Source organism: Nonomuraea glycinis, assembly GCF_035920485.1.
GTDB classification, from domain to species: domain Bacteria; phylum Actinomycetota; class Actinomycetes; order Streptosporangiales; family Streptosporangiaceae; genus Nonomuraea; species Nonomuraea glycinis.
This window is the reverse complement of sequence record NZ_CP109166.1, coordinates 4,783,782-4,802,090: the sequence shown is the minus strand read 5'-3', so window position 1 is coordinate 4,802,090 and position 18,309 is coordinate 4,783,782. Positions and strand designations below refer to the sequence as shown.

General features: G+C 69.6%; 20 protein-coding genes. 7 read left to right on the top strand and 13 right to left on the bottom strand.

Annotated features, from left to right (window positions below):
- Positions 1–26 precede the first annotated feature (26 nt).
- Complete coding sequence (locus OHA68_RS22685; protein ID WP_327109544.1) at positions 27–1,211, bottom strand: acetyl-CoA C-acetyltransferase; 1,185 nt, start codon at positions 1,209–1,211, stop codon at positions 27–29.
- A 97-nt stretch (positions 1,212–1,308) separates the two neighbouring features.
- On the opposite strand from OHA68_RS22685, the gene mce reads away from it, so the two are divergent.
- The 3 genes from mce (at position 1,309) to OHA68_RS22670 (ending at position 4,477) form a co-directional block, all read left to right on the top strand.
- Complete coding sequence (gene mce, locus OHA68_RS22680) at positions 1,309–1,734, top strand: methylmalonyl-CoA epimerase (RefSeq protein ID WP_189138420.1); 426 nt, start codon at positions 1,309–1,311, stop codon at positions 1,732–1,734.
- A gap of 189 nt (positions 1,735–1,923) precedes the next feature.
- Entirely contained in the window at positions 1,924–3,222 is a 1,299-nt protein-coding gene (locus tag OHA68_RS22675; protein ID WP_327109421.1) for a DivIVA domain-containing protein, read from the top strand.
- Positions 3,223–3,379: 157 nt separating this feature from the next.
- The gene (locus OHA68_RS22670) at positions 3,380–4,477 is read left to right on the top strand and encodes an AI-2E family transporter (protein WP_327109420.1); all 1,098 of its coding nucleotides are present in this window, start codon (positions 3,380–3,382) and stop codon (positions 4,475–4,477) included.
- Here OHA68_RS22670 and OHA68_RS22665 read toward each other — a convergent pair.
- The 5 genes from OHA68_RS22665 to OHA68_RS22645 all read right to left on the bottom strand — a co-directional run bounded on the left by OHA68_RS22665 (position 4,452) and on the right by OHA68_RS22645 (position 8,581).
- Positions 4,452–5,231, bottom strand: coding sequence for an alpha/beta fold hydrolase (locus OHA68_RS22665; protein ID WP_327109419.1), 780 nt, complete (start codon positions 5,229–5,231; stop codon positions 4,452–4,454). The genes OHA68_RS22670 and OHA68_RS22665 overlap by 26 nt on opposite strands.
- Positions 5,232–5,281: 50 nt before the next feature.
- Positions 5,282–6,040 carry an SDR family NAD(P)-dependent oxidoreductase gene (locus tag OHA68_RS22660; RefSeq protein ID WP_189138424.1) on the bottom strand — a complete coding sequence of 253 codons (759 nt, stop codon included), beginning with the start codon at positions 6,038–6,040 and terminating at the stop codon, positions 5,282–5,284.
- A 64-nt stretch (positions 6,041–6,104) separates the two neighbouring features.
- Positions 6,105–6,809 carry an alpha/beta hydrolase gene (locus OHA68_RS22655; protein WP_189138901.1) on the bottom strand — a complete coding sequence of 235 codons (705 nt, stop codon included), beginning with the start codon at positions 6,807–6,809 and terminating at the stop codon, positions 6,105–6,107.
- A gap of 36 nt (positions 6,810–6,845) precedes the next feature.
- Positions 6,846–7,136: an ATP/GTP-binding protein gene (locus tag OHA68_RS22650; protein ID WP_189138425.1), complete on the bottom strand. Its 291-nt coding sequence runs from the start codon at positions 7,134–7,136 to the stop codon at positions 6,846–6,848.
- The gene (locus tag OHA68_RS22645) at positions 7,133–8,581 is read right to left on the bottom strand and encodes a 3-hydroxyacyl-CoA dehydrogenase (RefSeq protein ID WP_327109418.1); all 1,449 of its coding nucleotides are present in this window, start codon (positions 8,579–8,581) and stop codon (positions 7,133–7,135) included. The genes OHA68_RS22650 and OHA68_RS22645 overlap by 4 nt, the downstream gene beginning before the upstream one ends.
- 35 nt (positions 8,582–8,616) lie before the next feature.
- Between OHA68_RS22645 and nucS the strand changes: the two genes are divergently transcribed.
- The 3 genes from nucS (at position 8,617) to OHA68_RS22630 (ending at position 11,479) form a co-directional block, all read left to right on the top strand.
- Positions 8,617–9,279: an endonuclease NucS gene (nucS, locus tag OHA68_RS22640; RefSeq protein ID WP_327109417.1), complete on the top strand. Its 663-nt coding sequence runs from the start codon at positions 8,617–8,619 to the stop codon at positions 9,277–9,279.
- Between the two features lie 41 nt (positions 9,280–9,320).
- Positions 9,321–10,793: an aldehyde dehydrogenase family protein gene (locus tag OHA68_RS22635; RefSeq protein WP_327109416.1), complete on the top strand. Its 1,473-nt coding sequence runs from the start codon at positions 9,321–9,323 to the stop codon at positions 10,791–10,793.
- Positions 10,794–10,936: 143 nt separating this feature from the next.
- Positions 10,937–11,479, top strand: coding sequence for a TetR/AcrR family transcriptional regulator (locus OHA68_RS22630; protein ID WP_327109415.1), 543 nt, complete (start codon positions 10,937–10,939; stop codon positions 11,477–11,479).
- Positions 11,480–11,627: 148 nt separating this feature from the next.
- Here the strand turns inward: OHA68_RS22630 and OHA68_RS22625 are convergent, their stop codons facing one another.
- The 4 genes from OHA68_RS22625 to OHA68_RS22610 form a co-directional block, all read right to left on the bottom strand.
- Positions 11,628–11,945, bottom strand: a complete 318-nt coding sequence (locus OHA68_RS22625; RefSeq protein WP_189138430.1) for an STAS domain-containing protein — start codon at positions 11,943–11,945, stop codon at positions 11,628–11,630.
- A 94-nt stretch (positions 11,946–12,039) separates the two neighbouring features.
- Entirely contained in the window at positions 12,040–13,173 is a 1,134-nt protein-coding gene (locus OHA68_RS22620) for a sensor histidine kinase (RefSeq protein ID WP_327109414.1), read from the bottom strand.
- 38 nt (positions 13,174–13,211) lie between these two features.
- Positions 13,212–14,321: an ABC transporter permease gene (locus OHA68_RS22615; RefSeq protein ID WP_327109413.1), complete on the bottom strand. Its 1,110-nt coding sequence runs from the start codon at positions 14,319–14,321 to the stop codon at positions 13,212–13,214.
- Positions 14,318–15,214, bottom strand: coding sequence for an ABC transporter ATP-binding protein (locus OHA68_RS22610; protein ID WP_327109412.1), 897 nt, complete (start codon positions 15,212–15,214; stop codon positions 14,318–14,320). The genes OHA68_RS22615 and OHA68_RS22610 overlap by 4 nt, the downstream gene beginning before the upstream one ends.
- 128 nt (positions 15,215–15,342) lie before the next feature.
- Here OHA68_RS22610 and OHA68_RS22605 point away from each other — a divergent pair, with 128 nt between their 5' ends.
- Complete coding sequence (locus OHA68_RS22605; protein WP_189138434.1) at positions 15,343–15,933, top strand: cob(I)yrinic acid a,c-diamide adenosyltransferase; 591 nt, start codon at positions 15,343–15,345, stop codon at positions 15,931–15,933.
- Between the two features lie 55 nt (positions 15,934–15,988).
- On the opposite strand, the gene OHA68_RS22600 is transcribed toward OHA68_RS22605, so the two are convergent.
- From OHA68_RS22600 to atpD, 3 genes are all read right to left on the bottom strand, one after another.
- Positions 15,989–16,342 (bottom strand): DUF2550 family protein, encoded by a 354-nt coding sequence (locus OHA68_RS22600; RefSeq protein WP_327109411.1) that lies wholly within the window; start codon positions 16,340–16,342, stop codon positions 15,989–15,991.
- A 47-nt stretch (positions 16,343–16,389) separates the two neighbouring features.
- On the bottom strand, positions 16,390–16,791 hold the full coding sequence (locus tag OHA68_RS22595) for a F0F1 ATP synthase subunit epsilon (protein ID WP_327109410.1): 402 nt from the start codon (positions 16,789–16,791) through the stop codon (positions 16,390–16,392).
- Positions 16,792–16,859: 68 nt separating this feature from the next.
- Positions 16,860–18,308, bottom strand: a complete 1,449-nt coding sequence (atpD, locus tag OHA68_RS22590) for a F0F1 ATP synthase subunit beta (RefSeq protein ID WP_327109409.1) — start codon at positions 18,306–18,308, stop codon at positions 16,860–16,862.
- Position 18,309: the final 1 nt, after the last annotated feature.

Sequence of the window (18,309 nt, the reverse complement as noted above, 5' to 3'; positions counted from 1 at the left end):
CCTCGCGGCCGGGCGCATCGACCTCCCTAGCTCGGTACGCGGATGACGAGCGCGTCGCCCTGGCCGCCGCCGCCGCACAGCCCGGCCGCGCCGAGGCCGCCGCCGCGCCGCTTGAGCTCGTACGCGAGGCTGAGGACGATGCGCGCGCCCGAGGCGCCGATCGGGTGGCCGAGCGCGATGCCGCCACCGTTGACGTTCACGATGTCCATCGGTACGCCGAGCTCCTTGACCGACTGGATCACCACGCTGGCGAACGCCTCGTTGATCTCCACCAGGTCCAGGTCCGCCGCCGTCCGCCCCTGCTTGGCCAGGGCCTGCTTGATGGCGTTGGCCGGCTGCGACTGCAGTGAGGTGTCCGGGCCGGCCACGTTTCCGTGCCGGCCGATCTCCGCCAGCCACGGCAGGCCGAGCTCTTCCGCCTTCGCCCTGGACATGACCACGACCGCGCAGGCGCCGTCGGAGATCTGCGAGGCCGAGCCGGCCGTGATCGTGCCGTCGGCGGCGAACGCGGGCCGCAGCCGGGCCAGGGTCTCCGCCGTGGTGTCGCCGCGTACGCCCTCGTCCTCCTTGACGACCACCGGCTCACCGCGGCGCTGCGGGATCTCCACCGGCACGATCTCGGCGTCGAACGCGCCGTTCTTGGCGGCCGCCGCCGCGAGCTGGTGGGAGCGGGCCGACACCGCGTCCTGCTCCTCGCGGCCGATGCTCAGGCGGGTGTTGTGACGCTCGGTCGACTCGCCCATCGCGCACTGGTCGAACGCGCAGAACAGGCCGTCGTGGGCCATCGAGTCGACCACGTCCGCGCCGCCGTACTTGACGCCCTTGCGCAGGCCCGGCAGCAGGTGCGGGGCGTTCGTCATCGACTCCATGCCGCCCGCGACCACGATGTCGAACTCGCCGGCGCGGATGAGCTGGTCGGCCAGGGCGATGGCGTCCAGGCCCGACAGGCAGACCTTGTTGATCGTGATCGACGGGACGGTCATCGGGATGCCCGCCTTGACCGCGGCCTGGCGGGAGGGGATCTGGCCCGCCCCGGCCTGGAGCACCTGGCCCATGATCACGTACTCGACAGCCTCGGGGGCCACGCCGGCACGCTCCAGGGCCGCCTTGATGGCGATGCCGCCGAGCTCCACCGCCGACAGCCCGGACAGGGCGCCGAGCAGTTTGCCGATGGGCGTGCGCGCCCCGGCGACGATCACAGAACCGGACACCGGATCGGACATGGCAGGGGCCTCCTGATGCGAGCGTGGGGTTGTTTGACACCATACCCACGGGTAGCACGTTGCTCGCTATGGAGGTAGGCCACACATGTTCATGCGCATCGACCACATCGCAATCGCTTGCCACGACCTCGAGGCGAAGATCAAGCTGTTCTGCGAGACGTTCGAGCTGACCGTCGTGGCCCGCGAGATCAACGAGGAGCAGGGCGTCAAGGAGGCCATGCTGAAGATCGCCGACGGCGAGAGCGGGAGCTCCTACATTCAGCTTCTCGAACCGCTGTCGCCCGATTCTCCCGTGGGAAAATTCCTGGCCAAGCGAGGTGAGGGACTCCATCACGTGGCTTTCGGGGTTCCCGACGTGGCCGAGGCAATGGATAAGATCAGTGCAAAGGGCGTAAGGCTGCTCGACGAGCGTCCCAGGCATGGCTCGATGGGTTCGGAAATCGCGTTTCTCCACCCCAAAGACCTTGGAGGAACACTCACGGAGCTCGTTCAAGCGGCCGCGCCCCGGTAAACGCAAGAATCGTTCGTTAGTAACTAGTTACGCAGAAACCCGGACGGGGCTTCGAACGCGGCAAGGGCGGAGTACGCTGGCCTTCCACCGGACAAGGAGCCTGCCGCATGGCACGGGCTCCTGGCTCGGGTGCCCCGAACCCCCCGTCCGGCCCGTGTAGCCGTCTCGACAACCCAGGATCGAGCCTCCATGCAGTCCGACATCGACGCCCAGCTCAACAATTTCTTCGAGGACGCCCCAGCTCGCGAATTCGACGTCGTCCTCCGCGGCTATGACCGGCACCAGGTCCATGACCACCTGAAGCAGATCGACGCCGATCTGCGCCAGTCCCGCGAGCAGGTCACCTCCCTACAGCGAGACCTGTCCGACTCCCAGCGCCAGCTGCAGGAGCAGGAACGCCCCACCTACTCCGGTCTGGGCGCCCGCATCGAGCAGCTGCTCAGACTCGCCGAGGAGCAGGCCACCGAGCTCGTCCAGGCCGCCAGGTCGGAGGCCAACGAGATCAAGGCCGCCGCCAAGGTGGACGCGGCCGACATGCGGGCAGCCGCCGAGGCCGAGGCCGCTGACAAGCGCGCCCTGGCCACGCGCGAGAGCGAAGAGATGCGCACCAGCGCGGAGCGCGATGCCGAGGAGATCCGCTCGACCGCCCGCCGGGAGGCCGACGAGCTGACCGCCACCACCGAGCGCGAGGTCGCCAAGCTGCGGGCCACGGCCGACCACGAGGTCGCCGAGAAGCGCGCGGACGCCGAGCGCGAGATCGCCAAGCTGCGCACCACCACCGAGCGTGAGGTCGCCCAGCTGCGCGCCTCCACCAAGCGTGAGCGCGACGAGGTGCTGACCACCGCCAAGCGGCAGGCCGACGAGATGCGCGGGCAGGCACAGCGGGTCCTGGAGGAGTCGGAGGCCAAGCGGGCGCAGGACGAGGCGGAGTTCGAGATCCAGCTCGCGTCCAGGCGCGAGGAGGCGGAGCGCCAGGAGGCCGAGCACCACGCCAGCACGCAGGCCGCGACGCAGAAGCTCGTCGCGGAGGCCGAGCAGCGCGCCGCCACCGCCGAGTCCAGGGCCACCAAGGCGAGCCAGCAGGCCGAGCAGACCCGCCGCGAGGCCGACCTGCACGCCAAGCAGCTCGTCGCCAACGCCCGCAAGAACACCGAGCAGATCGTCTCCGAGGCCAAGGCCAGCGCCGAGACGATAGTGACCGAGGCGAAGAACGAGGCCGAGCGCACCCGCACCTCGATGCAGCGCCAGGTCGACGAGCTCACCCGCCAGCGCGACAGCATCACCAGCCACCTGGCGCAGCTGCGCCAGCTGCTCGGCGGCGCCGCGCTGCCGGGCATGGAGCCCGAGCCCGCGGTCACGGCGGCACCGCCGAAGCCCGCGCTCGCCGCTCCGGCACCGGCCAGCGAGAGGCCGTCCACTCCGGCGCCGTCGGCGCCCGCCAAGCCGGCGGGCAAGTCCGAGGACGACGCGGAGTGGTGGCAGGAGTAGCCGCCACGCGAGCGGACGACTGGGGTTAGGCAGCCACACGGGGGCTGATCGAACGACCGGACAGAGCCTGGTGACCACAAGGTCGCTAGGCTCTTTCCGTTGCGCGGCGATCAGTAGGCCGCCTCCCCGATCCCCCTGACCTGCAGGAGAGCTCGCTGTGTCCGCAGAAGTCAAGTCGGCCCCGGCCGAGGTCCACAGCCCGCCGACGCGGCCCTACGGGCTGCCCGGCAAGCCCCTGAGTCAGGGCCCGTTCCTGTTCGGCCTGGTCGGTGGCCTCGGGGTGCTGACCGCGATCGGGCTGGCGCAGATGGTCGTCAGCCTGCTGAACGTGATCATCCTGGTGGTGGTGGCGATGTTCCTCGCGGTCGGGCTGAATCCGGCCGTGGAGGCGCTGCAGCGGCGGCGGCTGAGCAGGCAGTGGGCGATCTCGATCGTGTTCGCCGGGGTGATCGTGGCCTTCGTGCTGTTCGGGCTGGCCGTGGTGCCGCCCGTCAGCCAGCAGCTGAGCGACTTCGTGGGCGCGGTGCCGGGTTACGTCACCGAGCTGTCCCAGCATCCGACGCTGCGCCAGCTGGACGCCAACTATCAGATCCTGCCGCAGCTCCCCTCGTTCGTCACCCGCACCTTGGGGCCCTCGCTGGCCACCGGCGTGGTGGGGGCGGGGCTGGTGGTGCTCGAAGGCGCGTTCACCACGGTGACCCTGCTGGTGCTCATGCTCTACTTCCTCGGATCCCTGCAGACGATCAAGGACTACCTGCTCCGGCTGGTCCCCTCCAGCCGCCGTGAGCGCACCGGGGCGATCACCGAGGAGGTCCTCAAGGGCATCGGCGGCTACGTCGCGGGCAACATCTTCATCTCCCTGATCGCGGGTGTGGTCACCTGGATCTTCCTGTCGATCGTGGGCGTGCAGTACGCGCTCGCGCTGGCCCTCATCGTCGCGCTGACGGACCTGATCCCGCTGGTGGGCGCCACGATCGGGGCGGCGGTGGTGACCGGCGTCGCGCTGCTCGGCTCACTGCCCGCGGGCATCGCCTGCGCCATCTTCTTCGTGATCTACCAGCAGGTGGAGAACTATCTGATCTACCCGCGGGTGATGAAGCGCTCGGTGGACGTGACCCCGGCCGTGACGGTCATCGCCGCCCTTTTCGGCGGCGCGCTGCTCGGCATCGTGGGCGCGCTGCTGGCCATCCCGGTGGCCGCCGCCATCGCGCTGATCATCCGGGAGATCGTCATACCGCGCCAAGCTCAGCGCTGAGGAAACGCGCCACGGCCGTGTTGAACGCCTCGGGCTGCTCGACGGCGGTCAGGTGACCGGCCTGCGCGATGATCTCCACCCTGCCGCCGGGCATCGTCCTGGCCATCGCCTCCGCGTCCGCCAGGGGCGTCAGCTCGTCCTCCTCCCCCGCCAGCACCAGCGCGGGCGCCTTCAGCGCGCCCAGCGTGCCGAAGGAGTCCGGACGCGCCGCCATGGCCCGCTGCGCCCAGGCCACCGCCTTGGGCGGCGCCGACTGCACCAACCCCTTGACCCGGCCGAACACCATGGCCCTGCGCTGCTTGGTGGTGGGCCCGATCAGCGCGGGCAGCACCTCCTTGACGAGCACCTCCCGGTCCTCGGCCAGCACCGCCTGGGCGATGCGCTCGCGGTTGGCGCGCGCGGGCTCGGCGTCGGGGCTCGCCTTCGTGCTGGCCAGGATCACGCCCAGCACCCGGTCCGGATGGCGGCGGCAGAACGCCATCGTCACATAGCCGCCCATGGACAAGCCCCCGACCACGGCGCGGTCGATGCCCTCCGCGTCGAGCACCCTGGCGACGTCGTCGGCCATCAACTCGACGGACGGCTCGTCGTCCCCCAGCGTCGATCCGCCGAAACCGCGCAGGTCCGGGGTGATCACCCGGCAGGAGGCGGCCAGCCCTTCCCGCTGAGCCAGCCACATGGCAGAGGAGAGCGGGAACGCGTGTAGCAGGACGACCGGGAGCCCGGTCCCGGCTGATCTCGTATAGAGCTGCACCACCACACGGTAGCCCTGTTAGCCGTGACAATCACCGCTTCTGTCGCGAATCAGATGGCGGTGGCGCCGCCGTCGATGAACAGGACCTGGCCCGTCATGTAGGCCGACGCGTCACCGGCCAGGAAGACCGCGGGCTGCGCCATCTCCGCCACGGTGCCCCAGCGGCGCATCGGCACGTTCGCCACCGTGGCCTGGTTGCTCGCCTCGTCCGCCCACAGGTTGCGGTTGAGCTCGGTGGCGGTCCAGCCGGGGCACAGGGCGTTGACCCGGACCCCGGACAGGGCCCACTCGACCGCCAGCGTCTTGGTCAGGGCCACCACCCCTGCCTTGGCGGCGGCGTACGGGGCGAGAAAGGGGGCGCCCAGGGCGGCGACGGAGGCGACGTTGATCACTGACCCGCTGCCGCGCTCCAGCAGGTGCGGCGCCACGGCGTGGCAGACCGCCATGGCCGAGTCGAGGTTGAGCCGCATGATCTTGTCCCAGCCGGCCAGGCGCAGATCCTTGAACTCGACGAGGAAGTTCGAGCCGCCGGCGTTGTTGACCACGATGTCGAGGTGGCCGAGCCGTTCGATCGACGCGTGCACGGCCGCGCTCGCGGCGTCGCGGTCGGTGAGGTCGGCGGGGATGACCACGGCCTGCCTGCCGAGCGCCTCGACCTCCTTGGCGACCTCGGCGAGCGCCTCGGCCGAGCGGGACACCAGGGCGACGTCCGCGCCCGCCTCGGCGTAGGCGAGCGCGATGGCCTTCCCGATCCCCTTGGAGGCCCCGGTGACCAGAGCCTTCTTGCCCTCGAGTGTGAACGCGCCCACGGTGTCTCCTCGCTCGTAACCGAACAAGATTCTATGAACACCGGGGCGCCTGCCGCCACCCTGGTCAGATCTCGGTCGGCAGCGGGTAGGAGTCGGGAGCGACGCGGCGCACGATCTCGTTCAGCACGATCCGCACGAACGGCTCGCCGACCCACAGGTGCTTGGCGCCGTCCACGCCGACGACCTCCGCCTGCGGCACCCGGGCGAAGCGGCGCCGGGCCTCCTCGGGGCGCAGGTAGTCGTCGAACTCCGGCACCAGCGCGATCAGCGGGCGGCCGAACGCCGCCCAGGCGTCCAGGTCGGCGTCCGTCGCCCTGTGCAGCGGCGGAGAGAGCAGAATGGCGCCCTCCACCAGCGGATCCTGCGCCCACTTGAGCGCCAGCTCGCTGCCGAAGGACCAGCCGATCACCCACACCCGGGGCAGGTCGTTGAACTCGGCGTACTCCAGCGCCGCGGCCACGTCGAAGCGCTCGCCCTCGCCTCCGTCGAACGCGCCCTGCGAGGTGCCGCGGTCGGAGGAGGTGCCGCGCGTGTTGAACCGGAGCACCGCCAGGTCGGCCAGGGCGGGCAGCCGGTTGGCCGCCTTCCGGTAGACATGGCTGTCCATGAAGCCGCCATGGGTGGGCAGCGGGTGCAGGGTCACCAGCGTCGCCACCGGGGGGCGCTGCTCGGGCAGGGCCAGCTCGCCGACCAGCTTCAGACCATCGCCGGTGTGCAGTTCGATCGGCTCTCGCCGGGCGGGCAGCACGCTCGCCGCGCGGATCTCCACGTCGCTCCTCATCGGGGGTTGGGGCTTACGTACCTGTCAGTAGCGGCTGCGGCCGGGGCCGCGGTCCAGTCTCTTGCGCCAGCACACCGGATGCCAGTGGCGGCGCTCCTCGTCGCCGCCCGTCCAGTCCGGCCAGGCGACCAGATGCGGCTGGCCGCCGCGGATCTCCTGGTCACAGCCCGGACAGCGGTAGTCCTTGGTGGAGGTCCCGCCGGTGAGCATACGGACCTTCCAGTCGCCGTCGGGCCACTCCTCCACCCGTTCGTTGCCGCGCGGCACGCCCAGCGGGCGGGTGGGCTCCCGGCGGCGGGCGCGGCGCGGGCTCATGCCCTGGGGAACGCGTGGACGCCGGCGGTGACCAGTTGGTCGAGCAGGGGCGCCGGCGCGTAGGCCGGCTCGCGGTATTCGGCGTACAGGGCCCGCAGCCCGTCGCGCACCACCGCGAGGCCGATGGACTCCAGCGTCTCGAACGGCCCGGCCGGGTAGCCGCAGCCCAGCCGCATGGCGGCGTCGATGTCGCCGATGGAGGCGTAGCCCGTGTCGTACATGCGCACGGCGTCGTTCAGATAGGGGTAGAGCAGCGCGTCGGTCACGAAGCCGGCCCGGTCCCGGCACGCCACCGGCGTCAGCCCGATCACCGTCATCAGGTCCCTGGCCGCCCTGGCCGCCGCCTGCGAGGTGAGCACCGTGGCAGCGAGCTCGGCGACCCGGTTGCCGACGACCCGGACGCCGACCAGCCTGGCGGGGTCCTGGAGTCGTACGGCGTGCTCGATGACCGGCCGGTCGGCAGGCCGCAGGATCACGTCCGGGTCGGCTGAGGGCTTGAATCCGGCCGTACGGAGCCGCTCGGTCAGCTCGTCGGCCCCCTCCCCGGCCATCTCGAACGTGATGACCGTGGATCTGTCCGGTTCGCGCGGGCGGGGTTCGTCACCGTGGAAGCCCCGGCCGCTCTTACGGCCGAGCAGCCGGGCGGAGACCAGCTCGCGCAGCAGCGGCGCGGGCGCGTGCCGGCGGTCCCGCGTCTCGTCGAACAGCACTCCCATCACCTCGTAGGCGGTGTCGAGGCCGATCAGGTCGATCAGCGCGAACGGCCCCATGGGCAGCCCCACGCCGAGCCGCATCGCCGCGTCGATGTCGTCCCGCCCGGCCAGGCCCTGCTCCAGGAGCACGGCGGCCTGGTTGAGGTAGGGCAGCAGCAGCCGGTTCACCACGAATCCGGCCCGGTCGCCGACCGCCACCGGCGTCTTGCCCAGCCGCCTGGCCAGCTCGGAGATCTCCGGCACCAGCGCGGGATCGGTCAGCACCGTGCTGACGACCTCGACCAGGCCCATCACCGGCGCGGGGTTGAAGAAGTGCATGCCGATCACGCGGCCCTGCCGCCCGGTGGCGGCGGCGATGGCGGTGACGGGCAGCGAGGAGGTGTTGGTGGCGAGCACGGTCTCCGGCTTGCAGACCCGGTCCAGGTCGGCGAAGAGCGAGCGCTTGTAGTCGAGGACCTCGGGGATCGCCTCCACCACCAGGTCGGCCTCGCGCAGGTCCTCCCGCGAGGTGGTGAGCGTGATCCGGCCCAGGATCGCGTCGCGCTCGCCGCCGCTCAGCTTGCCTCTGTCGACCGCCCGCTGCGTGGATCTCTCCACATGGCCGCGCCCGGTGGCCAGCGCGTCGGCGTCCGCCTCCACGCCGATCACCCGCAGCCCGGCCCGCGCGAACACCTCCGCGATGCCGGCCCCCATCGTGCCGAGCCCGACCACAGCCACCATTTCGAACGCCATACCGATAGTTTCCCAGAGCGGTAGGGTTGGCCGTCATGCGGCTGGTCATCGCGCGTTGCAGCGTGGATTACATCGGACGGCTCACGGCGCATCTGCCGATGGCGCCCAGGCTCGTGCTCATCAAGGCGGACGGCAGTGTGTCGATCCATGCCGACGATCGCGCCTTCAAGCCGCTCAACTGGATGAACCCGCCGTGCAAGCTCAAGGAGGACGGCGAGACGTGGACCGTCACGCACGGCAAGACGGGTGAGAAGCTGGTCCTGACGATGGCGGAGATCCTGCACGACTCCAGCCACGAGCTGGGCGTCGACCCGGGCCTGATCAAGGACGGCGTCGAGGCGCACCTGCAGGAGCTGCTCGCCGAGCACATCACGACGCTGGGCGACGGCTACGCCCTGATCCGCCGCGAATACATGACGGCCATCGGCCCGGTGGACATCCTGTGCCGCGACGGGGCCGGCGGCACGGTGGCGGTGGAGATCAAGCGGCGCGGCGAGATCGACGGCGTCGAGCAGCTGACCCGTTATCTGGAGCTGCTCAACCGCGATCCGCTGCTGGCGCCCGTCCGCGGCGTGTTCGCCGCGCAGGAGATCAAGCCGCAGGCCAAGGTGCTCGCCGCCGACCGCGGCATCGACTGCGTCACCCTCGACTACGCCGCCATGCGCGGCATCGAGCCGGAGAATCCGACCCTGTTCTGACCGCTCTCGTAAGCGGCGGCTTACCGGTCTATCGTGACGCCATGACGACGCTCACCTTCGAGTCCCTGAATCCGGCGACCGGTCAGGTCATCGGCAGCCATCCCAAGCAGAGCGCGCAGGCCGTGCAGGAGGCCGTCGGCAGGGCCGAGACGGCCGCGGCGTGGTGGGACCGGCTCGGCCACGCCGGGCGCAGGCGGCGGCTGCTCGACTACAAGGCGGTCGTCACCCGCCATCTGCGCGAGCTGGCCGAGCTCGTGCACCAGGAGACCGGCAAGCCGGTCGCCGACGCCTCGCTGGAGCTCGTCCTGGCGATCACGCACCTCGACTGGGCGGCGCGCAACGCGCCGAAGGTCCTCGGGCGCCGCCGGGTCTCCTCCGGGATGCTGGGCGTCAATCTGGCGGCCACGCTGGAGTATCTCCCGCTGGGGGTCGTCGGCGTGATCGGGCCGTGGAACTATCCGGTCTTCACCCCGATGGGGTCGATCGCGTACGCGCTCGCGGCCGGCAACGCCGTGGTGTTCAAGCCGAGCGAGCTCACGCCGGGCATCGGGGTGCGCCTGGCGGAGTTGTTCACCGAGTCGGTGCCGGAGCACCCGGTCTTCCAGACGGTGACCGGGCTCGGCGAGACCGGCGCCTTCCTCGCGCGCGACCCCCGGGTCAAGAAGATCGCCTTCACCGGCTCCACGGCGACCGCCAAGCGGGTGATGGCCGCCTGCGCGGAGAACCTGACGCCGATGGTGGCCGAGTGCGGCGGCAAGGACGCGTTCATCGTCGACGCCGACGCCGACCTGAAGGCCGCCGCCGACGCGTGCCTGTGGGGCGCGCTGTCCAACGCCGGGCAGACCTGTGTGGGCGTGGAGCGGGTGTACGTGGTCGACGCGGTCTACGCGCCGTTCATGCGCGAGCTGTCGGAGCGGGCGGCGTCCATCAGGGCCGGGGAGCACTACGGGCCGATCACCATGCCGGGGCAGCTCGACATCATCAGGCGGCACATCGACGACGCCACCACCTCGGGCAAAGCGATCATGGGCGGGACCGACTCGGTGCGGGCGCCCTTCGTCGACCCGGTGATCGTGGAGGACGTGCCGGAGGACTCCCCCGCGGTGCGCGAGGAGACGTTCGGGCCGACGATCACCGTACGCCGCACCCGCGACGCCCAGGAGGCGCTGGAGCTGGCCAACGCCTCGGCCTACGGGCTGGCGGGCACGGTCTTCGCCCGCGACGCGCGGCGGGCGATGGAGCTGGCCCGCGCGATGCGGTCCGGGATGACCGCCGTCAACTCGGTCATCTCCTTCGCCGGGGTGCCGGCGCTGCCGTTCGGCGGCGTGGGCGACTCCGGGTTCGGACGCATCCACGGCGCGGACGGCCTGCGCGAATTCACCCGGCCCAAGGCCATCTCCCGCCAGCGCTTCGCATTGCCGGGGATGAACCTGACCTCGTTCACCCGGGGCCCCGAAGAGCTTGAGCGGCTGATCAAACTCGTCACGTTCTTGCATGGGCGACGCAAGAGGTAATGTATGCGCCCTTTCCCTATTCCGATCATCCATCCATAATTGTGTGCTCGGGGGCCACGATCATGTTGGACGGGTGGAATGTGAACCGGTCTTACCGGGGAATGTCGGCTGAGCAAAGGCTGGCGGACAGACGAGAGCGGCTGATGACAGCCGCCTACACGCTATACGCGAAACCAGGTTTCGAAGCCACAACGATCGAAAGGCTGTGCTCTGAGGCGCGGATCTCCAACCGCGCCTTCTATGAATGTTTCGGTGGCCGTGAGGAGCTCCTGCAGGCCCTCCACGAGCGGTGCGTGGAGGACAGCCTGGCCGCGGTGGCCACGGCGTTACAGGAGGCGCGCGCCACCCTGGACGACAGGGTCAGCGCGGGCATTCGCGCCTATATCGAGTTCACGACCGCCGACTGGCGCAGGGCGCGCATCATGCACCTGGAAGTACGCAGATCGGGCGACATCCTGGCGGCCTCGCGGCAACGCGCGGTCGCTTCCTTCGCCCGGCTGGTCGAGGAGGCGTCCAAGGATTTTCCCGAGCCCGCCAAGGGCAATCGGCGCCTGGTCGCCCTCGGGGTAATTGGCGCACTGCAGGAGTTGCTCATTGAATGGCTGCTCGCGGCCGATCCGCCGACCATCGACGAACTCGTGGACGTCGCGGTGCACATCTTCGGCAGATCACTGGGAAAACCGTGACACCTTGATCACAGTCCGCGAGTAGCGGTTTTATTTCGGGCCGGATTCTATCTTCCGGTGCACCCGAAAGGCGCCTTACCGGAAACAGTGAGAGCGGGCAGCGGCTGATCGCTGCCCGCTCCGATATGTCGCCGCGTACGGCGTCGTGTCAGGCCACCGCCGCCTGCTGTGCCTCGACGGAAAGAACCCGATTCAGCCGGGTCACCGCCAGCACCCGCATGATCCGCGGTGGCACCCCCCGAAGGACGAGGCGGCGTTGCGCGCTGAGCGCGAGCCGATGCGTGCCCACCAGCACTCCAAGTCCGGTGGCGTCGATCATCTCCAGCTTGGAGAGGTCCACGATCAGGTCCCCTTCGCCGGCCTGGACGGCTTCGTGCAGGCGCGACCGCACGCCCGCCGACGTGCCCGCGTCGAGTCGCTCCCCGATCCGCACCACCTGTGCTCTTGGATTGCCCCGGACGCGCATGCCACCTCCTCAGTCACGCCGCGCTGTCGCACGCGGCGTGGTCGCTCTCTCTCGCGCAGAGCATCAGCCGAGGTAAAATCCCGGCAGTTACCCCCTACCCAGGTATCGGCAGCGACACGACCGCGCGGAGAAGAAACTCTCCGTCACCCGTCGGGCCGGCCGTGAACTCGCCGCCGACGTCCGCCACCCGTTCGGCCAGGCCGGCCAGGCCGCTGCCCAGATCCTCGCCGCGCCAACGATCGACCCCGTCATTGCGCACCCTCATCTCGGCTTCCTCATCGGTGAAGCGCACGAGGATGTCGCAGTGGGTGGCCGCGCTGTGCTTGAGCACGTTGGTCACCGCCTCCCGGATGACGTAGGCGAACACCGGCGACACGCCTTCGGGAAGCTCGCGGAAGGGCAGACGCGTTTCGCATCGGACGCCCGCCGCTTCGAGGACGCCTTTAACGCTATTCAGCTCAGCGTTCAAGTCAAGCTCGCGGTAGCCGCGCACAGCCTGGCGCAGCTCCCGCAGCGCCTGCCTGGTCAGCGTGTTGACCTCGGACATCTCCGCGCCGGCGGCGGCGGCGTCACCGTCCGTCAGCTTGACCGCCAGCGCGGCCTTGACCGCGATGGCGGACAGTTGGTGCCCGACGAGGTCGTGCAGATCCCTGGAGAAGCGCAGCCGCTCCTCGGCGACCGCCAGCCGGGCGTGCGCCTGTTTGCCCTCCTGCGCCTGGACCGCGAGCTGCCAGATCCAGATCCAGACCCGGTTGGTCGGCGGGAAGCAGGCACAGAAGACGCCGTAGAGAACGGTGACGTAGAGCAGGACGCGGCCAGGGCCGTGCTCGCCGACGAGCACGGTGGACGGCTCAATGAGGTAATTGCCGAAGCTCACCCCGACCCCGACCGCGAACACGCCGGCCGAAAGGACCGTGGCGGTCACCGCCGGCACGCCGAGCACCGCCACCGACAGCCAGGTGACGAGCACCATGCCCCAGCTCATCGGGTCGCCGCCACCGACCACGGCGGCGGCCAACGCCAGCGCGCCCGCCGCCACGACCTCTCTCGTGGCGTACCGGCCCGCCAGCACGGCGACCACGATGCGCCGATAGAGCCAGGTGAAGCCGGCGGACACGAGCAGAGCGGGCACGATACGCAGCCAGTTCAGGTCCTCTCCGTTGATGGAGCGGAGGAGCAGTCGGATGACGATGAACAGCCACATCATCACGACGATCATGCTCAGCATGCGGAGGCTGTGCTGCCGTGCCCGTTCGATCGGATCCATTACCTGGCGCGCAGCACTTCGCCGAGCTTGACCCGGGCACCGGTGCGCAGCACGGCGCGCTCGTACACCTTCGCGCCGAAGGCGAGCGTGCCCGCCACGGCCAGCGCCATCAGCCCGACGGAGATCCCGACCTGCCACATCGGCACCTCGGTGGCCGCCATCCGCACCGGCATCACCATCGAGGAGAACGGCGGGATGAAGGAGACGATGGTGGCGACCGTGCCGGTGGGGTCGTTGGTGGCATAGAAGGCCACGAAGTAGGACGCCATGATGAGCATGGTCAGCGGCGACATCACGTTGCCGACCTCCTCCTGCCGGGAGACCAGCGAGCTGAGCGCGGCCGCCAGCGTGGCGAAGAAGGCATATCCGAGAACGAACCAGAGCAGGACACCCGCCACGATGCCGACCATGCCCGGCGGGAAGTCGGCGGCGAACCCGGAGGCGAACGAGGCCCCGAGCCCGACCACGAGGATCGTGGCCAGGTTGATCAGGCCGAGCACCCCGAGACCGATGATCTTTCCGCCCAGCAGCTGCCACGGCCGGACCGCGCTCAGCAGGATCTCCACGATCCGGCTGCCCTTCTCCTCGACCACGCCCATCGCCACCATCATGACCTGCCCGATGATGAGCATGAACAGCACCAGGACGAGGACCACCGCAATGCCGGTCCGCGCGGCCTCGTAGCGGGTGTCAGCGCCCACGGACTCCATCTGCAGCGGCTCGACCCGCACCCCCGCCGCGCCCAGCTTCGTCTCCCGGTGAATGCTCTGCATGAGCACGCCCAACTGGGAGTCGATCTCGCCGTCGGTGATCACCTTGGTGCCGTCGACGAGCACCGCCTCGACGTCACCGTCGAGCACCGCCTTGGTGGCCGCCTGCTCGTCCGGGAAGGAGCGCCACTCGAACTTCGCGTCCGGCGCCGCCGTCTCCAGCGGAAGCTGCTGGGAGTTCACGGTGCCCAGCGTGTATTCGTCGGGCCCGTCGAAGAACTTCGGCGCGAACGCCAGCGCCCCCACCAGCACGGCGGTGATCGCCAAGCTGATCAGGAACGCCTTCGTACGGATCTGCGTGCTTATCTCACGCCTGGCGACGAGCATCAACCCGTTCACGCCACGGCCTCCTTGAAGATCTCGGTAAGGGACGGCTGCTGAACGCCGAAATGCTCGACCCGGCCGGCCTTCACGGCGCGGCGCAGGATCTCCTGGTCGTCGCCGTGCGTGGTGAGCAACACGTGCCGGTCGCCGGTGACGCTCACCTCACCAGGCAGGCCGTCGGCCCAGCCGGGGAGCGCCTCGCGGACCACGACCCGCAGCGTGCGGCTCTCGGCGGCGCGCAGGTCCTCGACCGTGCCGCTGGCCACCATCCGGCCCGCCGAGACGATGCCCACCGAGTCGCACAGCCGCTCGACCAGTTCGAGCTGGTGACTGGAGAAGATCACCGGCACACCGCCGCGGCAGCGCTCCTGCAGCACCGTGGCCAGCGCGTCCACCGCGATCGGGTCGAGCCCGGAGAACGGCTCGTCGAGGATGAGCACCTCGGGCTCGTGCACCAGGGCCACCGCGAGCTGGACGCGCTGCTGGTTGCCCAGGGAGAGCGACTCCACCGAACTGTTCCTGCGCTCGGTGAGCCCGAGCCGCTGCAGCAGATCGTCGGCGGCCTGCTTGGCCGCGCTCTGGCTCAGCCCGTGCAGCCGGCCAAAGTACTCGATCTGCTCGCCCGCCCGCATCTTCTGGTAGAGCCCGCGCTCTTCGGGCATGTAGCCGAACTTCTGCCGGTCGGTGTACGCCAGCGGCCTGCCCTGCCAGCCCACCGAGCCGGAGTCGGCCTTGAGCACACCCATGACGATCCGCATGGTCGTCGTCTTGCCGGCCCCGTTCGCGCCGACGAATCCGAACATCTCGCCCGGCCGTACGGCGAAGCTGATCCCATCGAGGGCGAGCTTGCCTTCCGGCGAGTCGGGGCCTCCGGCGAAGCGCTTGCGCAGTTCGCTGATCTCGAGCATCAGATCTTCTCCTCTGTCATGGGATAGATGGTGCCGTACGTGGCATTCGCCCTGGTAGTCGCGGAAATCAGCAGCCGGGGATGCGCTGCGCGTCCGTTCTGGATGACATTTGTCATTACGCTGAACTCATGACGCGCGCAGACAAGGACAAGCCTGTCGTTCTCTCCCGGATCTACACCCGTACGGGCGACGACGGCACGACGACGCTGAGCGACCTGAGCCGCACGTCGAAGACCGATTCCCGGCTGGCGGCGTACGCGGACGTAGAGGAGGCCAATGCCCACCTGGGCCTCGCGATGTCACACGGCACCCTGTCCGCCGACCTCGTGGCGGTTCTCGTACGGGTCCAGAACGAGCTCTTCGACCTGGGCGCCGACCTCGCCACCCCGATCGCCGAGAACCCGGAGTTCCCGCCGCTGCGGGTCGAGCAGTCCTACGTCGACTGGCTCGAAGAGCAGTGCGACCGCTTCAACGAGGACTTGAAGCCGCTGCGCAGCTTCATCCTGCCGGGCGGCGACCCCGCCACCGCGGCCCTCCATCTGGCCAGGGTGACCGTCCGCCGGGCCGAGCGGACCACCTGGGCCGCGCTGCAGACGCACGAGGACATGAACCCGCTGACGGCGAGATACCTCAACCGCCTGTCAGACCTGCTGTTCATCCTGTGCCGGGTCGCGCACGCCGGCAGCGAGATCCTGTGGAAGCCGGGCGGGACCAGATAGGCACCAGGCGACGCCGGCAACCTCCAGATAGGCGCTGGGTGATGCCCAGACGGCGCTAGGCGACGTCCAGATAGGCGCTGGGGGGAGCTGACTCCAGCCAGGCGAGGAAGCCGGTCAGCGCGTCGTCGCTCATCGCCAGCGACAGATCGCGCGTCGAGCCCGAGCAGTCGATCGCGACCAGTCCACCGTCGAGCTCACGACGCCGGGAAACGACAAGGCCGCGCCTCGCGATAGCGTGGCGCGGCCGAAGTCGCACTCCCAGAAGCGGGATCCAGTGAAGCTCCCCGTCGGCGTAGCGGGCTACGCCACTGCGCCAGGCGCCGTCACCCACCCGGATGCGACAGGGGACGCTGCCACGACGGGCCAGCAGGAGATGGCGCGCGACCAGCAGGGCGGCGGCAAGCAGCACACATATCACTATCGTCGCTACCATGCCGCCCCCTAGACTCGCGATGATCAGACCTCTTCGCCCGCCGCACGCAGCCGGGCCCTCGCCCGCTTGGCCTCGATGAACGCGTCCGCGTCCTCCTGGTTGGCCTCGATCGAGGCCTGAGCCCGGTCGAGAGCGTCACGAGCAGCCGCGACGTCGACCTCGGAACCGAGCTCGGCCACCTCGGCCAGCACCGACACCTCGTTCTCGGCCACGGAGATGAAACCGCCGTGCACCGCGGCGACGAGGTCACCCTCGCCCTCCCGCTTCACACGCAGCACGCCGCCCTCAACGAGCACACCGAGCACAGGTGCGTGTTGCGGCATAATACCGATCTCGCCGTCCACGGTCTTGGCAATCACCATGTCGGCCTCGCCCGACCAGATCTCACGCTCGGGTGAGACAACCCCTACGCGTAGCTTCGCCACTTGTGTAGGTTCCTTTCCGATCAGGTGGTGGCCCGGCTGCGAACCGTGCCACCACCGTGTGGGGCGACTTAGCGGCGCTCGAGTTCCTTGGCCTTGGCCACGGCCTGCTCGATGCCACCGACCATGAAGAACGCCTGCTCGGGCAGGTGGTCGTACTCACCCGCGCAGAGGCCCTTGAAGGAGGCGATGGTCTCGTCCAGCGGCACGTTCTCGCCCGGCTGACCGGTGAACGCCTCGGCGGCGTACATCGGGTGCGACAGGAACCGCTCGATGCGACGGGCCCGCTGCACCGTGACCTTGTCCTCTTCGGACAGCTCGTCGATACCGAGGATCGCGATGATGTCCTGGAGCTCGCGGTACTTCTGCAGGATCCGCTTGGTCTCCTGGGCCACCCGGTAGTGCTCCTCGCCGACGATCGTCGGGTCGAGGATCCGGGAGGAGGAGTCGAGCGGGTCCACCGCGGGGTAGATGCCCTTCTCCGAGACCGGCCGCGAGAGCACGGTCTGCGCGTCGAGGTGCGCGAACGCGTTGTGCGGAGCCGGGTCGGTGATGTCGTCGGCGGGCACGTAGATCGCCTGCATGGAGGTGATCGAGTGACCACGCGTCGAGGTGATGCGCTCCTGGAGAACACCCATCTCGTCGGCCAGCGTCGGCTGGTAACCCACGGCCGAGGGCATGCGGCCCAGCAGCGTGGAGACCTCCGAACCGGCCTGCGTGAAGCGGAAGATGTTGTCGATGAAGAGCAGCACGTCCTGCTTCTGCACGTCGCGGAAGTATTCCGCCATCGTCAGAGCCGACAGCGCGACCCGCAGACGGGTGCCCGGGGGCTCGTCCATCTGGCCGAAGACGAGCGCGGTGTCCTTGAGGACGTCCGCCTCCTCCATCTCCAGCCAAAGGTCGTTGCCCTCACGGGTGCGCTCGCCCACCCCGGCGAACACCGAGGTGCCACCGAAGTTGCGGGCGACCCGGCGGATCATCTCCTGGATGAGGACGGTCTTGCCCACACCCGCGCCGCCGAACAGGCCGATCTTGCCACCCAGCACGTACGGGGTGAGCAGGTCGATGACCTTGATGCCCGTGACGAGCATCTCGGTGCGCGACTCGAGCTGGTCGAACGGCGGCGACGGCCGGTGGATGCCCCACTTCTCGGTGATCTTGAGCGAAGCGGTCGGCACGTCCAGCGACTCGCCGAGCGTGTTCCACACGTGGCCCTTGACGACGTCGCCGACGGGCACCGAGATCGGCGCCCCCGTGTCGACGACGGCCATCCCACGGACGACACCGTCGGTGGGCTGCATGGAGATGGCCCTGACGAGGTTGTCACCCAGGTGCTGGGCCACCTCCGCGGTCAGGGTCTTGGCCTCGCCGCCGAGGGTCACCTCGAGGGTCAGCGCGTTGTAGATCTCGGGCATCGCCTCGACGGGGAACTCCACGTCGATGACGGGCCCTGTGACGCGAGCCACGCGGCCGACACCGGCCGCGGGGGTCTCAACAGTCTCAACAGCCTCTGCAGTCATT

Coding starts and splice junctions, on each gene's coding strand:
- OHA68_RS22610 (WP_327109412.1), bottom strand. CDS start 15,214: ATGCTCGAGATCAGCGAACTGCGCAAGCGCTTCGCCGGAGGCCCCGAC.
- OHA68_RS22645 (WP_327109418.1), bottom strand. CDS start 8,581: ATGGCGTTCGAAATGGTGGCTGTGGTCGGGCTCGGCACGATGGGGGCC.
- mce (WP_189138420.1), top strand. CDS start 1,309: ATGTTCATGCGCATCGACCACATCGCAATCGCTTGCCACGACCTCGAG.
- OHA68_RS22625 (WP_189138430.1), bottom strand. CDS start 11,945: ATGCGCGTCCGGGGCAATCCAAGAGCACAGGTGGTGCGGATCGGGGAG.
- OHA68_RS22605 (WP_189138434.1), top strand. CDS start 15,343: ATGACGCGCGCAGACAAGGACAAGCCTGTCGTTCTCTCCCGGATCTAC.
- OHA68_RS22650 (WP_189138425.1), bottom strand. CDS start 7,136: ATGAGCCCGCGCCGCGCCCGCCGCCGGGAGCCCACCCGCCCGCTGGGC.
- OHA68_RS22635 (WP_327109416.1), top strand. CDS start 9,321: ATGACGACGCTCACCTTCGAGTCCCTGAATCCGGCGACCGGTCAGGTC.
- OHA68_RS22675 (WP_327109421.1), top strand. CDS start 1,924: ATGCAGTCCGACATCGACGCCCAGCTCAACAATTTCTTCGAGGACGCC.
- nucS (WP_327109417.1), top strand. CDS start 8,617: ATGCGGCTGGTCATCGCGCGTTGCAGCGTGGATTACATCGGACGGCTC.
- OHA68_RS22620 (WP_327109414.1), bottom strand. CDS start 13,173: ATGCTGAGCATGATCGTCGTGATGATGTGGCTGTTCATCGTCATCCGA.
- OHA68_RS22630 (WP_327109415.1), top strand. CDS start 10,937: ATGACAGCCGCCTACACGCTATACGCGAAACCAGGTTTCGAAGCCACA.
- atpD (WP_327109409.1), bottom strand. CDS start 18,308: ATGACTGCAGAGGCTGTTGAGACTGTTGAGACCCCCGCGGCCGGTGTC.